Annotated in this window: 17 protein-coding genes; 11 read left to right on the top strand and 6 right to left on the bottom strand. The window is 58.6% G+C overall.

What is annotated here, in order from left to right; all coding sequences use genetic code 11:
• The first annotated feature begins 166 nt into the window (after positions 1 to 166).
• The 5 genes from ppiA (at position 167) to argD (ending at position 3512) form a co-directional block, all read left to right on the top strand.
• On the top strand, positions 167 to 739 hold the full coding sequence (ppiA, locus tag ACR6AS_RS18060; protein ID WP_111139716.1) for a peptidylprolyl isomerase A: 573 nt from the start codon (positions 167 to 169) through the stop codon (positions 737 to 739).
• Positions 740 to 839: 100 nt separating this feature from the next.
• Positions 840 to 1010, top strand: a complete 171-nt coding sequence (locus ACR6AS_RS18055; protein WP_111139715.1) for a YhfG family protein — start codon at positions 840 to 842, stop codon at positions 1008 to 1010.
• The gene (locus ACR6AS_RS18050; protein WP_111139714.1) at positions 1000 to 1593 is read left to right on the top strand and encodes a putative adenosine monophosphate-protein transferase Fic; all 594 of its coding nucleotides are present in this window, start codon (positions 1000 to 1002) and stop codon (positions 1591 to 1593) included. Before ACR6AS_RS18055 ends, ACR6AS_RS18050 begins: the two co-directional genes overlap by 11 nt.
• Before the next feature lie 41 nt (positions 1594 to 1634).
• Positions 1635 to 2210, top strand: coding sequence for an aminodeoxychorismate/anthranilate synthase component II (locus ACR6AS_RS18045; protein WP_434163365.1), 576 nt, complete (start codon positions 1635 to 1637; stop codon positions 2208 to 2210).
• An 81-nt stretch (positions 2211 to 2291) separates the two neighbouring features.
• Positions 2292 to 3512, top strand: coding sequence for a bifunctional acetylornithine/succinyldiaminopimelate transaminase (argD, locus tag ACR6AS_RS18040; protein ID WP_293773422.1), 1221 nt, complete (start codon positions 2292 to 2294; stop codon positions 3510 to 3512).
• Between the two features lies 1 nt (position 3513).
• Here argD and ACR6AS_RS18035 read toward each other — a convergent pair whose 3' ends face one another.
• Both ACR6AS_RS18035 and crp read right to left on the bottom strand, forming a co-directional pair.
• Complete coding sequence (locus ACR6AS_RS18035; RefSeq protein ID WP_111139711.1) at positions 3514 to 5589, bottom strand: YccS/YhfK family putative transporter; 2076 nt, start codon at positions 5587 to 5589, stop codon at positions 3514 to 3516.
• 57 nt (positions 5590 to 5646) lie between these two features.
• Complete coding sequence (gene crp / locus ACR6AS_RS18030) at positions 5647 to 6279, bottom strand: cAMP-activated global transcriptional regulator CRP (protein WP_003852956.1); 633 nt, start codon at positions 6277 to 6279, stop codon at positions 5647 to 5649.
• A gap of 304 nt (positions 6280 to 6583) precedes the next feature.
• Here crp and ACR6AS_RS18025 point away from each other — a divergent pair, with 304 nt between their 5' ends.
• Positions 6584 to 6988, top strand: a complete 405-nt coding sequence (locus tag ACR6AS_RS18025; protein WP_003852949.1) for an OsmC family protein — start codon at positions 6584 to 6586, stop codon at positions 6986 to 6988.
• A gap of 243 nt (positions 6989 to 7231) precedes the next feature.
• Here the strand turns inward: ACR6AS_RS18025 and ACR6AS_RS18020 are convergent, their stop codons facing one another.
• The 3 genes from ACR6AS_RS18020 to ACR6AS_RS18010 all read right to left on the bottom strand — a co-directional run bounded on the left by ACR6AS_RS18020 (position 7232) and on the right by ACR6AS_RS18010 (position 9402).
• Entirely contained in the window at positions 7232 to 8101 is an 870-nt protein-coding gene (locus ACR6AS_RS18020) for a phosphoribulokinase (RefSeq protein ID WP_111139710.1), read from the bottom strand.
• A gap of 61 nt (positions 8102 to 8162) precedes the next feature.
• A complete protein-coding gene (locus ACR6AS_RS18015; protein WP_111139709.1) occupies positions 8163 to 8381 on the bottom strand; it encodes a YheU family protein in 219 nt (72 codons plus the stop codon).
• A 4-nt stretch (positions 8382 to 8385) separates the two neighbouring features.
• The gene (locus ACR6AS_RS18010) at positions 8386 to 9402 is read right to left on the bottom strand and encodes a hydrolase (protein WP_111139708.1); all 1017 of its coding nucleotides are present in this window, start codon (positions 9400 to 9402) and stop codon (positions 8386 to 8388) included.
• 58 nt (positions 9403 to 9460) lie between these two features.
• On the opposite strand from ACR6AS_RS18010, the gene ACR6AS_RS18005 reads away from it, so the two are divergent.
• On the top strand, positions 9461 to 10063 hold the full coding sequence (locus ACR6AS_RS18005) for a LysE family translocator (protein ID WP_418804118.1): 603 nt from the start codon (positions 9461 to 9463) through the stop codon (positions 10061 to 10063).
• A gap of 1 nt (position 10064) precedes the next feature.
• Here the strand turns inward: ACR6AS_RS18005 and ACR6AS_RS18000 are convergent, their stop codons facing one another.
• The gene (locus ACR6AS_RS18000; protein ID WP_111139706.1) at positions 10065 to 11045 is read right to left on the bottom strand and encodes a LacI family DNA-binding transcriptional regulator; all 981 of its coding nucleotides are present in this window, start codon (positions 11043 to 11045) and stop codon (positions 10065 to 10067) included.
• Positions 11046 to 11280: 235 nt separating this feature from the next.
• On the opposite strand from ACR6AS_RS18000, the gene tauA reads away from it, so the two are divergent.
• Genes tauA through tauD form a run of 4 tightly spaced genes read left to right on the top strand, consistent with a single transcriptional unit; the run spans position 11281 to position 14695 of the window.
• Positions 11281 to 12258 (top strand): taurine ABC transporter substrate-binding protein, encoded by a 978-nt coding sequence (tauA, locus tag ACR6AS_RS17995; protein WP_434163362.1) that lies wholly within the window; start codon positions 11281 to 11283, stop codon positions 12256 to 12258.
• Between the two features lie 9 nt (positions 12259 to 12267).
• Positions 12268 to 13035: a taurine ABC transporter ATP-binding subunit gene (gene tauB / locus ACR6AS_RS17990; protein ID WP_111139704.1), complete on the top strand. Its 768-nt coding sequence runs from the start codon at positions 12268 to 12270 to the stop codon at positions 13033 to 13035.
• A complete protein-coding gene (gene tauC, locus ACR6AS_RS17985) occupies positions 13032 to 13859 on the top strand; it encodes a taurine ABC transporter permease TauC (protein ID WP_293773439.1) in 828 nt (275 codons plus the stop codon). The genes tauB and tauC overlap by 4 nt, the downstream gene beginning before the upstream one ends.
• Positions 13856 to 14695 carry a taurine dioxygenase gene (tauD, locus tag ACR6AS_RS17980; protein WP_111139702.1) on the top strand — a complete coding sequence of 280 codons (840 nt, stop codon included), beginning with the start codon at positions 13856 to 13858 and terminating at the stop codon, positions 14693 to 14695. The genes tauC and tauD overlap by 4 nt, the downstream gene beginning before the upstream one ends.
• The last annotated feature ends 37 nt before the right edge of the window (positions 14696 to 14732 follow it).

The raw sequence follows: 14732 nt of genomic DNA, 5'->3' as shown, positions 1-14732 counted from the left end.
ATTTCATGTGTTGTGTGATTTTAATCACGCTGTAGCCCTGGTTTATCGTTTGCTCCCGGCTTTTACCGCCACAGCGTAAATATAGGTAAAACACTGGCTCCTGGAATAGAGTCTCTTTACAATCAATCACGTTTTTGTGCCCGCTCTCCCAGGTAAGGAATCTTTCATGTTTAAACGTACTTTAGCAGCGGCCTTCACCCTGTTCGCGCTCTCTTCCGTTTCCGCCCAGGCGCTGGCCGCCAAAGGCGACACGCACGTTCTGCTCACCACTTCTGCCGGCAATATCGAACTCGAACTGAATAATCAGAAAGCGCCGGTCTCCGTGAAAAACTTCGTTGATTACGTGAACAGCGGTTTCTATAACAACACTATTTTTCATCGCGTGATCCCGGGCTTTATGGTGCAGGGCGGGGGATTCACCACCGACATGCAGCAGAAGCAGACTAACGCGCCGATCAAAAATGAAGCGGATAATGGCCTGCGTAACCTGCGTGGCACTATCTCGATGGCGCGTACCGCAGACAAAGACAGCGCGACCAGCCAGTTCTTCCTGAACGTGGCGGACAATGCGTTCCTGGACCACGGACAGCGCGACTTTGGCTATGCCGTGTTTGGTAAGATCGTGAAAGGTCAGGATGTGGTAGAAAAAATTTCGCAGGTGCCGACCAAAGATGTCGGTCCATACCAGAATGTCCCGTCAAAACCGGTCGTCATTCTCTCCGCCAAAGTCCTGCCTTAAGCCTCCGGATCGCCATCTGCGGATGGCGACGGCCTGCCGTCTCCGGCAAAGCCAGAATTTGCTCTTATACTTAGGGCAAAAAACCTGAGCAGGAGGCGGTATGGCGAACAGACTCACCGAAAAACAGAAAGTCACCCTGTGGCAACAGCGGCGTAGCGCCAGCTATCAGGCCAGTTGCCGTCTGGAGGGCTTTGCACCGACTGAAACCAGCGTTAACAGCGATGATGCGGCGGCACGCCTGGCGTCCCTGAGGAGGCAATATGGACTCTAACAGCGCCGTCAGTCAGGATCCTTACCTGTGGCAGCATGACAACGTCCTGAAAAACCTGGCCGATATTCACGATGCCGCCCAGCTGCGCAAGGCGGAGCTGAGCTTCAGCGCGGCGCGGGCCGCGACACTGGAGCTGGGCCCGCGCAATCCGGGATTGCCCTACCTGCGTCTGATCCACCGCACGCTGTTCCAGGATATCTACAGCTGGGCCGGTGAGCTGCGCACCATCGATATCTGGCGTGATGAGACGCCGTTCTGCCATTTCGAATATATCGAAAAAGAGGGCAACGCACTGATGGCCGCGCTGGAGGAGGAGAAGGGGCTGGCGGAGCTGCCGCGCGAGGAGTTTATCCGCCGCATCGCGCACTACTATTGTGAAATCAATATGCTGCATCCGTTCCGTCATGGAAATGGCCGCGCACAGCGCATCTTCTTCGAACAGCTGGCGCTGCATGCCGGTTATCTGCTGTCGTGGGATGAGACGGATGCGGAAAGCTGGAAAGCGGCGAATCAGGCTGGCGTAGCCGGAGACCTGGAGCCGCTGGAGCAGGTGTTTGCGAAAGTGGTGAGTGAGGCGGCGTAACCGCGTAGAATAGCCGCGCGGGTTATCACTCTGGATGGTTCATGCTGCTGCTTATCGACAACTACGACTCCTTTACCTGGAATCTTTATCAATATTTCTGCGAACTGGGTGCAGAGGTGCAGGTGGTGCGCAATGATGCTATCACCCTGGCGCAGATGGCGGCCTTACCGCTGACTCATCTGGTGATCTCACCAGGTCCCTGCACGCCGTCGGAGTCAGGCATTTCGCTGGCGGCGATCCGGCACTTTGCCGGGAAGCTGCCGCTGCTGGGCGTCTGCCTGGGGCATCAGGCTATCGCCCAGGCGTATGGGGCACAGGTAGTACGGGCGCGTCAGGTGATGCACGGTAAAACGTCCGCCATTCAGCACACCGGTCAGGGTGTGTTCCGCCATCTCAACAATCCCCTTACGGTGACCCGCTACCATTCGCTGATCGTCAAACGCGACTCCCTGCCGGAGGCGTTCGAGATAACGGCCTGGACAGTGCGTGACGGCGAACCCGACGAAATCATGGGATTCCGCCACAAAACCCTTGCGCTGGAGGGCGTGCAGTTCCATCCCGAGAGCATTCTCAGCGAGCAGGGGCACCAGCTGCTGCGCAATTTCCTGACGCAATAAGTTGCCTTTGAGTGATTTTTTATGCATATTTTGTGATTATTATTTCATGATTGCACAAACATCATTCAAATGGGGTCATCAATGGCAGCCGAAAAAATTGCGGTCACGCGGGAGACGTTCGATAACGTTATTTTGCCTGTTTATGCACCTGCGCAGTTCGTGCCGGTAAAAGGCAAGGGCAGCCGTGTATGGGATCAGCAGGGCAAAGAGTATATCGATTTCTCGGGTGGCATCGCCGTCACCGCACTTGGACACTGCCATCCTGCGCTGGTGGAGACGCTGAAAAGCCAGGGTGAGACGCTGTGGCACACCAGCAACGTCTTCACCAACGAACCGGCGCTGCGTCTTGCCAGTAAACTCATACACGCGACCTTTGCCGAGCGCGTTTTCTTCGCGAACTCCGGCGCCGAAGCCAACGAAGCGGCGTTTAAGCTGGCGCGTTATTACGCCTGCAAGCGTCACAGCCCGTTCAAAAGCAAGATCATCGCCTTCCACAACGCATTTCATGGCCGGACGCTCTTTACCGTCACGGTCGGCGGGCAGCCAAAATATTCAGACGGATTCGGGCCTAAACCGGCGGATATCGTTCATGTGCCGTTCAACGATCTGGATGCGGTAAAAGCGGTGATCGACGACCATACCTGCGCCATCGTGGTTGAGCCTGTTCAGGGCGAAGGCGGCGTGATGCCGGCCACTCCGGCCTTTATGCAGGGATTGCGTGAGCTTTGCGATCAGCATCAGGCGCTGCTGGTGCTGGATGAGGTGCAGAGCGGCATGGGGCGCAGCGGCAAGCTGTTTGCCTATGAGCACTATGGCATTCAGCCCGATATCCTGACCTCTGCCAAAGCGCTGGGCGGCGGCTTCCCGGTCAGCGCCATGCTGACCACCAATGAGATCGCCTCGACGATGGCACCGGGCGTGCATGGTACCACCTATGGCGGGAATCCCCTGGCCTGCGCCATCGCCGAAACCGCGCTGGATATCATCAACACCCCGGCGGTGCTGGCGGGCGTGGAAGCGCGTCGTCAGCACTTTGTGACGGCGCTGCAGGCGATTGACGCGAAGTATGATCTGTTCAGCGATATCCGCGGCAAAGGCCTGCTGATTGGTGCGGCGCTGAAGCCTCAGCATGCCGGTAAATCGCGCGACATCCTGAATGCCGCTGCGGCAGAAGGGGTGATGGTGCTGGTCGCCGGGACTGACGTAATGCGTTTCGCGCCGTCGCTGATCATTGAACCGGCTGACATCGAAGAGGGCATGCATCGCTTCGCAACGGCGGTCGGCAGGGTGCTCAACGGCTGAATCAGCTTTTCCGTAAATGACGGATCAGCCAGCGGCCATGTTGCGGTCGCTGGCTCCACGCCAGTGAAGAGATAGTGTGCATCACGCTCAGATGATCGAGAATGCGCCGCACATGCTGCTCCACGACCGTCACCGGCCCCTCACTGATATTCTCCAGCTCATCCAGCAGATTAACCTGTGAGCTTGCCCCATCATATTCCAGCCGCTGCTGACACCGCTGCAGCGCGATTTCACAGGATTGCAGATAGCGCTGGGCCAGCGAGGCCGTGAGCATGGTGTGTTCGCGCGCCAGAATCGTCATCGCATTAATGTGCTCGACGATAAACTGGCTGTGCGTTACCCAGAGCCGCATATCTTTCAGATACTGGGCGTTGAATGCCGGCTCCTGCATCGCCTGATTCAGGGAGTTGAACAGCGCATTGTGCGCCTGATTCACCTGCACGCGCTGGTAGGCGAGTTTGTCGGGTGATTGCTCATCGCCCAGCAGCAGACGCAGCGCATCCTGATAGGTTTCCAGCGCATCATGCGCGTTCTGCCTCAGTAAGCCGCTCTGCCACTGCGGCCAGAGCCAGAGCATTCCGCCAAAAGCGATCAGACAGCCCATCAGCGTATCCATCAGGCGCGGCAGCAGAAACTGTGCGCCGTTCAGCGACAGCAGCTGCAGCGAATAAACAGCAGTCACCGTGAAGCCAATCATCGACCAGCCATAAAACTGACGGGTAAAGCGATAGCTGATAAAGGTAATCGCCAGCATGATCAGCAGCACCAGTGACTCCGGCACCGCCAGGCGCAGCGTAGCGGCCGCGATCACCAGCCCGGCAAACGTGCCCAGCGCCCGGTGCTGGATGCGGACACGGGTGGCGCTGTAGCCGTTCTGGCTGACGAACATGATGGTCATCAGGATCCAGTAGGGCTTGGGAATGTTGAAGAACAGCGCCAGTGCGCTGCCCAGCATCAGCATGACCGCAAAACGACCGGCGGTGCGCAGCGCCGAGGAGCGCAGGGAGAGATAGTTGCGCAGGGCAGGCAGCAGCGGCAGGCGGCGCTGGCGGTCGGCCATCAGGTCGCGCTGATAGAGCGGTTTCTGCGTGCGCAGGACCCGGGCAATCCGGTTGAAGTGATAGAGGCAGAAGTGCCCGACCGGGTTGTCGGGATGCTGCCAGGTGATTTTCTCCAGCGCGCCGAGCTGCTTGTCCATCGCAAAGCGTTCGGGTAACTGGTGATAAAGAATATTATCCGCCAGCACCCGCAGCCGGGCCGAGATCGTTTTGGCATTCCAGCGGATCACCGCTTCGGCGTGGCTCTGCTCCACCAGCTTCTGCACCTCTTCCGGCCGATGCAAGCTGACTGAGATATGCTCCTGCAGATCCAGCGCCACCTGAAAGGCGCGCGTCAGCCGCTTATGACTGTGGTCGCGGCTGGCCGACAGCATATGCATCTGCTGATAACAGGTGTTGATCAGGTCGACCACTTTCTGCTGGCGAGCCAGCAGCGGCGGCAGGGCCTTCTCCGGATCGGTCAGCTGTGTCAGCAGGGTATATTTGGCGTCGCAGTAGTTAGCCAGTTCGCGGTAGATCAGACTCAGGCTCTCGCGCATCGGCTGCTCTTTCCACAGCCAGAACCAGAACCAGTTAAACAGCCCATACCAGAGCGTGCCGCCGATATAGAGCAGGGGCGGAACATAGATCGGCATGCGACCCACCAGGCTCAGGGTAAAGATGGCGGCGATAAGGGTGCCGGGCAGCAGACGGCCATGCAGTGGACTGATCTCTCCGGTTACTCCGAGCAACAGCGACATGGCGAACAGGATCAGCGGCAGCGGCACCGCCTGCAGGGTGAGCCACTGGATCAGGAAGCTGCCGAGGGCAAACAGGCTGCCGCCCACGATCAGGCGTTTGAAGAAGCGTTTATGCGGGGTATCCAGACCAGCGATATTGCAGCAGGCGGGCACCAGCGAGAAGAGCAGGCCTTTTTGCAGGTCGCCCGCCAGCCAGCCCAGCGCCACCGGCAGGCAGAGCACCAGCGTTTGCCGCAGGGCGTAGTTCACTTCAGGGTGGTAGATTATTCGACGCCACATCGGCTCAGCACAAACAATAACGGCGTGATGTTGCCATCACGCCGTGGGTGACAGGAATCAGCGGGTGCCGTAAACGACGATGGTTTTGCCGTGTGCGGAGATCAGGTTCTGATCTTCCAGCATCTTCAGAATACGGCCCACGGTTTCGCGTGAACAACCAACAATCTGGCCAATTTCCTGACGAGTGATTTTAATTTGCATGCCGTCGGGATGCGTCATGGCATCTGGCTGTTTCGCCAGGTTAAGCAGGGTCTGTGCAATGCGCCCGGTCACGTCAAGGAAAGCGAGATTACCCACTTTTTCAGACGTGACCTGCAGGCGACGCGCCATCTGCGACGAGAGTCGCATCAGGATATCAGGGTTAACCTGGATCAGCTGACGGAACTTCTTATAAGAAATCTCTGCCACTTCACATGCGCTTTTCGCACGTACCCAGGCGCTGCGCTCCTGGCCTTCTTCAAACAGGCCAAGCTCACCAATAAAATCACCCTGATTCAGGTAGGAAAGAATCATCTCCTTGCCTTCTTCATCTTTAATCAGAACCGCAACGGAACCTTTCACGATGTAGTAAAGCGTTTCGGCTTTTTCACCTTGATGAATCAGCGTACTTTTGGATGGATACTTGTGAATATGGCAATGGGACAGGAACCATTCGAGTGTAGGGTCTGTTTGCGGTTTGCCGAGAACCATTCGCTATTATCCTCTGTTGTAATCGTGCCCAAAACACAGGGGGCAGTTTTCCCTGTCAGGCGGTGAAAGCTTCAAGCGTTTTCCATTTCAGGAAATTATTCGGGCCGCATCAGGCGCAGTGCGCATCATTCTTCCCGGCTTCGTCATCGGGTGACGAAAAATATTTTCAGCACTGTTTGTAGCACAGCTTAAGCCGACTGTCTTCTGTTGTCTCGCTTCAGCTACGGGCGGATTTCTCCGGATTGCTGTTTACCAGGGGAAAGCGTACTCTGACGACAAAACAGCATATTCCGGAGCAAAAATCATGCAGGCAAGAGTGAAATGGGTAGAAGGGCTGACATTCCTCGGAGAATCCTCATCGGGCCATCAGATCCTGATGGATGGCAATTCAGGGGATAAAGCGCCCAGCCCAATGGAGATGGTGCTGATGGCGGCGGGCGGATGCAGCGCAATCGACGTGGTATCAATTCTGCAAAAAGGCCGCAACGATGTGGCTGATTGTGAAGTAAAACTGACCTCAGAACGTCGTGAAGAGGCGCCGCGAATCTTTACGCACATCAACCTGCATTTTATCGTCAGTGGCAAAGCACTCCAGGATAAAGCGGTCTCACGCGCCGTCGATCTTTCGGCGGAAAAATATTGCTCGGTCGCCATCATGCTGGGTAAAGGCGTAACGATTACCCACAGCTACGAAGTGATTGAACTGTAATAGCCGCAGGATTTTTAACGTTGCCGGCACGCTGTTGTAAGACCCTGCCTGCACAGAGAACCGGGTCAGATCAGAAGGTCGCCTGAGCCAGTCCCTGACCGCTCGTCCCGCGCTGTCCCTGGCGGGGGACGCTTTCCTCTTCTGATCCGGTTCCCTGCGTGTTGAGCTTATGGGCTGCTGTCAGATCCTTTGTGTCCGGGTTTTGCCTGTAGCGACCTTCCTGAAGCCTGCGCATGCCGTCCCTTACTCTATCCGTTTGCCTTGCATCAGCCGCTTCACCAGCGGGCCCATAATTAACTCCATCGCCAGACCCATTTTGCCGCCCGGCACCACCAGGGTATTGATGTGCGAGATAAAGGAGCCCTGCAGCATCGCCAGCAGATAGGGGAAGTCGATATCCTCCAGCGCCTGGAAATGAATCACCACAAAACTCTCATCCAGCGATGGGATGGCACGGGCAGCGAACGGGTTGGAGGTATCTACGGTCGGGACACGCTGAAAGTTGATATGGGTGCGGGAGAACTGGGGCGTGATGAAGTTGATGTAATCCTCCATCGACCGGACCACCGAGTCCATCACCGCTTCACGGGAGTGGCCGCGCTCGCCGGTGTCGCGCACCAGCTTCTGGATCCACTCCAGGTTTACAATCGGGACCACGCCAACCAGCAGATCAACCTGCTCCGCCACATTGTGCTGCGCCGTTACCACACCGCCATGCAGCCCCTCATAGAAGAGAATATCGGTGTTCTGCGGCAGCGGCTGCCACGGCGTAAAGGTGCCTGGCACCTGATTCCACGGCACCGCCTCATCGTAAGTGTGCAGATATTTGCGCGACTGCCCCTGTCCGCTATAGCCATACTCTTTAAAGCTCTGCTCCAGCAGGCCAAAGTCATTGGCTTCGGGGCCGAAGTAGCTGACGTGGCGTCCTAAATCGCGCGCTTTACGAATCGCCATATCCATCTCAGGACGGGTAAAGCGGTGAAAGCTGTCGCCCTCCAGCTCCGCCGCATGAAGATCAAGCTGCTGAAAGATTTTGCGAAACGCCAGGCTGGTGGTGGTGGTTCCTGCACCACTGGAACCGGTCACCGCGATAATAGGATGACGTGCAGACATAGAGAAGCTCCCTGTGAGATCGGGTAACAGGCATTGTTAGCATGAAATGGCGGCGGGTGCATCAGCCACGAAAGGCGTTGCGCGGCATAATATTGACCGACTCATGCAGTTCTGACCATACCAGCACCACTTCACCGCTTTCCAGCTGACGTCGCACGTCCGCCACTTTGTCCAGCAGGCTGCGCTCCTGCTCGCCGTAGTCTGTGCCTTCGCGCAGCACAAAGGTTTCAATCAGGTTTTCAAGGGTCTCAGGCGAGACCTGTTGCCAGGGAATAATCACGAGATCAGTTATCCAGAAAAGGGGCGATCCACTGAGGGATGCGCTGTTCCAGCCACATTTCAGGCTGGCGTAATGTGCCGCCGACAAACCCTACGTGGCCGCCGTGTGATGTCAGTTGATACGTAATAGTGGCAGATAATTGACTGCTCTGCGGGATCACCTCATCACTCATAAAGGGATCGTCCCGGGCGTGCAGGATCAGCAGCGGTTTTTCTATCTGCTTCAGCCAGGGCATGGCGCTGGCCCGATGATAGTAATCTGCCGCATCCATAAAACCGTGGGCGCGCGCCGTAATCGCATCATCGAAGTCGCGCAGTCGCCGCAGCCCCTTGAGCTCTGCCAGATTCACCGGCAGCGTATCCGGCCAGGCGTGCAGCTTACGGCGGGCATTCTTCTTGAGCTGTGCCAGCAGATAGTATTGATAGAAGCGCGAAAAACCGCGTTCCAGTTTTACGCTGCAGGGCTCCAGCAGCAGCGGCGCTGAAACAATCACGCCAGCGTCGACCTCTGCGGCGGCGCCCTCCTGACCCAGCAGGCAGCCCAGCATGTTGCCGCCCAGCGAAAACCCCACGGCGGCGGTAGGCACGCGGCCCCAGCGAGTGTGCAGCCAGCGCAGGAAAAAGCGGGCGTCGTCGGTTTCACCAGAGTGATAGATGCGGTTCAGCCGGTTAGGTTCGCCGCTGCAGCCGCGAAAATGCATCACCACCGCCAGCCAGCCGCGCGCGCGGCAGATCGTCATCAGGCCGTGAATATAGGGGCTGTGAAAACTTCCCTCCAGCCCGTGAAACAGCACCACGCGTGGCTTATGCTGCGCAGAGTGCGGATCTTCACTCCAGGCGAGATCGACAAAATCGCCATCCGGCAGATCGAGACGCTGCCAGTGGGGAACCAGCGTGCTGCGCCGGCGTAACAGACGCGGCAGCATCGTCTGCAGATGCGCGTTACGCAGCCCGGCAGGCGGCGTGAACTGCTCGTTTTCCGGTCCGGTAAATTTCATGTGGTAAAAGCTTGTCTGTTCCATATCACACTGTTAGCTTCGAGAGGTTTTTTCTTACCGGGGCAGGGAGTACCCGATTGTCATGGAACTGAGTCTTTTCTTCTCAATGTTGGGCTTTCTCTGGGTCGCGGCGATTACGCCCGGCCCCAATAATATGTTACTCACCGCCTCGGGTGCTAATTTTGGCTTCGTGCGCACCTTTCCACTGATGATTGGCATCATGATCGGGATGCAGATGATGCTGCTGATGGTGGCCTTTGGCGTGGGGGGGCTGATCCTGCTCTATCCTTCGCTGCATCTGGTGCTGAAAATTGCCGGCAGCCTCTATCTGCTCTGGCTGGCGTGGAAAATCGCCACCGCCAGCTACGAGAAGCTGGAGACTGACCAGGCACCGGATGCGCCTATGCCGTTCTGGCAGGGCGGGCTGCTGCAGCTGATCAATCCCAAGGCCTGGCTGATGGCGCTGGGCGCGGTCGCCAGCTTCAGCCTGGCCGGTGACGCCTATCGTCACTCTGTAATGGCGATTAGCGTCGGCATGTTTCTGGTTAACCTGGTCTCGGGCGTCATCTGGATGGGATTTGGCGCGATGATTGGCCGCATCCTGCGCAGCCGTCGCGCCTGGAAAATCTTTAATCTGGCGATGGGGCTGCTGACTGCCGCCTGCGTCCTGTTAATCTGGCACTGAGTCAGCTGGATGCGCGTTCAACGCGCGTCCAGGGCAATACCTCATGGATCACTGGCGCGTTAGGCTGACGGATCTTCTGCAGCAGCAACTGCACGCTGCGTGCGCCCAGTTCGTTCATCGGCTGCTCGATGGTGGTCAGCGGCGGGTTAAGGCTGCGGGTAAAGGGCACGCCATCGAATCCGACGACCGCCAGATCCTCCGGCACGCGCAGGCCCGCCTCCAGCGCCGCGTGAACCACGCCTACTGCCAGCACATCGGACACGGCAAACACCGCATCGGGCGGCTGCGGCAGCGCCATCAGTTCGCGCAGCGCCTGACTCCCCGCTTCGGGCGTAATTTCATAGGTATAGGCGACGGCAGACCACGCATGGCCCAGCTCCTCTATCGCCTGCCGGTAACCCTTTTCCCGATGATGCGAATAGAGGTAGCGCATGTCGCCATTCACCAGCCCGATGCGCTGTCGCCCTTTGCCCGCGAGGTAGTGGACGGTGTCACGCGCCGCCTCAAGGTGGTCGATACTGACGGAAGAGGCGGGGATGGCAGGATCGAATTCACAGCACTGCACCCAGGGCGCACCCGCAATCAGCGCCTGCAGATCCTGTAAGCCGGACGCCGCATCCATCGTGATCACGCCATCCACCACTTTGCCGGTCAGCAGACTCAGATAGGCGGCTTCGCGCTGAAGCTGCGAGGCGGAGTTGCAGAGCAGGATATGGTAGCCATGCAGTTCGGCTTCGGCCTCAATGCCCTGAACCACGCGCGAACAGAAGGGGTTGGTGATATCCGAGATCAGCACCAGCAGCATGTGGCTCTGCGCCGTGCGCAGCTGACGCGCCAGCAGGTTAGGCTGATAGTCGCAGGCAGAGATGGCCGCCAGAACTTTTTCACGCGTATGAGGCTTTACGCCGGGATTCGCGTTGAGAACCCGCGATACCGTGGCTTTAGAGACGCCAGCCAGCTGAGCGACTTTCTCGATCGACATCAGATACAGAGACCTTAACAGGCAGTAATTGGGAATGCATATCAATAACACAGGGACAATGTGAGCGCCTGACATTTTTGCTTACTTTAGCCTTTTTCAGCAATTGCGATTTCCGACTTACGTTTGCAGATAGTGATCTAAGAACTTATTTCTATAGGGGATAATTTTTAATTCCTTTATGAAATTATAGCGCCCGGAGACACTGCCCCCACGATAAAAACAGGGGGACGCGATCATGGCAGCAACACGTTTAACATTTTTAGCGGCGGCGCTGGCGCTGCTGGCTTTCAGGGCAGAGGCGGTCAACGTCACCGTCGCCTGGCAGACCTCAGCGGAACCGGCAAAGGTGGCGCAGGCCGACAACACTTTTGCTAAAGCGAGCGGAGCCAGCGTTGACTGGCGCAAATTCGACAGCGGCGCGGGCGTGCTCCGCGCGCTGGCCTCCGGCGACGTGCAGATCGGCAATATCGGCTCCAGCCCGCTGGCGGTCGCAGCGGCGCAGAAGCTGCCGATCGAAGCCTTTTTACTCGCCTCTCAGCTGGGGAACTCTGAAGCGCTGGTGGTGAAGAAGAGCATCACGAACCCCCGGGATCTCATCGGCAAGCGTATCGCCGTACCCTTTATCTCCACCACCCATTACAGCCTGCTGGCGGCCCTGAAACACTGGGGCGTTAAACCGTCGCAGGTCCAGCTGGTGAACCTGCAGCCGCCCGCCATTATCGCGGCCTGGCAGCGGGGCGATATCGATGGCGCCTACGTCTGGGCACCGGCGGTGAACGAGCTGGAAAAAGAGGGCCGGGTGTTAACCGACTCGGCAGACGTGGGCCGCTGGGGATCGCCAACGCTGGATGTCTGGGTGGTGCGCAAAGATTTTGCGGAGCAACATCCTGAGATCGTTACCGCCTTCGCCCGCAGCGCGATCGAGGCTCAGCAGGCCTATCTTAACAGCCCCGACAGCTGGCTGAAGCAGCCGGAGAACCTCAGTAAGCTCTCCCGTCTGAGCGGTGTGCCGGAAGCGCAGGTGCCGGGCCTGGTTAAGGGCAACACCTATCTCACGGCGCAGCAGCAGGTTGAGCAGCTGGGCAAACCAGTTAATCAAGCGATCGTCGATACCGCGCACTTTCTGAAAGCGCAGGGCAGAGTGCCGCAGGCGGACAACGACTACAGCAGCTACGTGACCTCGCGCTTTGTCGCACCACTCGTGAAACCTTAAGGAGGCACCATGCTGCGCATCGCTCACCTCAATGCTCGTTATGCCGGACAGCCGGTATTGCAGGATATCAACCTGCAGCTGGAGAGCCATGAACTGCTGGTGGTGCTCGGCCCCTCCGGCTGCGGCAAAACGACCCTGCTCAATCTGGTTGCCGGATTTCTGCCGGTGGAGTCGGGCAGCATCACGCTGGATAACCAGCCGGTGACCGGCCCTGGCGCGGAGCGCGGCGTGGTGTTTCAGCACGAAGGTCTGCTGCCGTGGCGTAACGTGCTGGAGAACGTGGCCTTTGGCCTGCAGCTGGCGGGGATGGCACGCGAGGCACGCGAGACTATCGCACGGAGGCTTATCAGGCAGGTCGGCCTGGAGGGTGCAGAAAAGCGCGCCATCTGGCAGCTCTCCGGCGGTCAGCGGCAGCGGGTCGGTATCGCGCGTGCGCTGGCCACCGATCCGCAACTGCTGCTATTGGATGAACCCTTCGGCGCGCTGGATGCCTTTACCCGTGAGCAGATGCAGACCCTGCTGCTGACGCTGTGGCGCGACAGCGGCAAACAGATCCTGCTGATTACCCACGATATAGAAGAGGCGATCTTTCTCGCCAGTGAACTGATCCTGCTGTCGCCGGGGCCGGGCCGCATCGTTGAGCGGCTGCGCCCCGGCTTCGGTCAGCGCTTTGCCGCGGGCGAGTCGTGCCGCAGCATCAAATCCGATCCGGACTTTATTGCTCAGCGTGAATATGTGCTGAGCCGGGTATTCGACCAGCGGGAGGCGTTTGCATGAGCGCCTTCACGCACGACAAGTCGCTGCCGGCTCGTCGCCGCCTGCGCTGGCCCTTTTCGATCCCCTTTACGCTAAGCCTGCTGAGTCTTTCACTGCTGCTACTGATCTGGTGGGGCGTAACCGCGCTGGGCCTGATCGCGCCGCTCTTTCTGCCGTCGCCGCAGCAGGTGTTCAGCAAGCTGCTGGTGATCGCCAGCGCGCAGGGCTTTATGGATGCCACGCTGTGGCAGCATCTGGCCGCCAGCCTGACGCGGATGCTGATTGCGCTGACGGCAGCGGCGGCGATGGGTATTCCGGTGGGGATCCTGATGGGGCTCAGCCCGGTTGCCCGCGGGCTGCTCGATCCGCTGATCGAACTCTATCGGCCGATTCCACCGCTCGCCTATCTGCCGCTGATGGTGATCTGGTTCGGCATCGGGGAAACCTCGAAGATCCTGCTGATCTATCTGGCCATCTTCGCGCCGGTCACGCTCTCGACCCTGGCGGGGGTGCGTAACACGCAGCAGGTACGACTGCGGGCGGCCCGTTCACTGGGGGCGAATCGCTGGCAGCTGCTGCGCTGGGTGATTCTGCCCGGTGCGCTGCCGGAGATCCTGACCGGCCTGCGTATTGGCCTGGGAGTAGGCTGGTCCACCCTGGTAGCGGCGGAGCTGATTGCCGCCACGCGGGGCCTGGGATTTATGGTGCAGTCAGCAGGAGAGTTTCTCGCCACGGATGTGGTGCTGGCGGGGATCGCAGTGATCGCCCTGATCGCTTTTAGTTTAGAACTCGGGCTGCGCGCGTTGCAGCGTCGCCTGACGCCCTGGAGTGGAGAACAGTCATGAATGAACGTCTTAGTTTTACCCCGCTTGGTCCCTGGATTGGCGCGCAGGTGTCAAACCTGGATCTCTCCCGCCCGCTGAGCGATGCGCAGTTTGAGCAGCTCTATCACGGCCTGCTGCGTCATCAGGTGCTGTTTCTGCGCGACCAGAAAATAACGCCGGAACAGCATCGGGCGCTGGCGATCCGCTTTGGCGATCTGCACATCCATCCGGTCTACCCTCATGCGGAGGGCGTCGAGGAGATTATCGTGCTGGATACCCACCAGGATAATCCGCCGGACAACGACAACTGGCACACCGATGTCACCTTTATCGACACGCCTCCGGCCATCGCTCTGCTGGCCTCAAAGGTGCTGCCGGAAGCAGGTGGCGACACGCTCTGGACCAGCGGGATTGCGGCTTACGAGGCACTCTCTGAACCCTTTAAGCAGCTGCTGGCCAATCTCCACGCCGAACATGATTTCAAAAAGTCCTTCCAGGAGTTTAAATACCGCAAAACGGAAGAGGAGCATCGGCGCTGGCAGCAGGCGGTGGCGAAGCATCCGCCGGTGCAGCATCCGGTGATCCGTACCCACCCGGTCAGCGGCAGGAAAGCGCTGTTTGTGAATGAGGGCTTTACCACGCGGATTGTGGATCTTAGCGAGAAGGAGAGCGATGCGGTGCTGAGCTTTCTGTTTGCCCACGCCACCAAACCGGAGTTTCAGGTGCGCTGGCGCTGGCAGCCGGACGATCTGGCTATCTGGGATAACCGGGTGACACAGCATTATGCCAATGCTGACTACTATCCTGCCCGGCGGGTCATGCAGCGCGCGACGGTGCTGGGTGACAGACCGCGCTAAACGCGCCGCGTTCTCCCTGCGGGCAGGGAGAACGCCT

Source organism: Pantoea phosphatilytica (assembly GCF_051025615.1).
Classification (GTDB): domain Bacteria; phylum Pseudomonadota; class Gammaproteobacteria; order Enterobacterales; family Enterobacteriaceae; genus Pantoea.
This window is presented reverse-complemented; position numbering and strand designations above follow the sequence as displayed.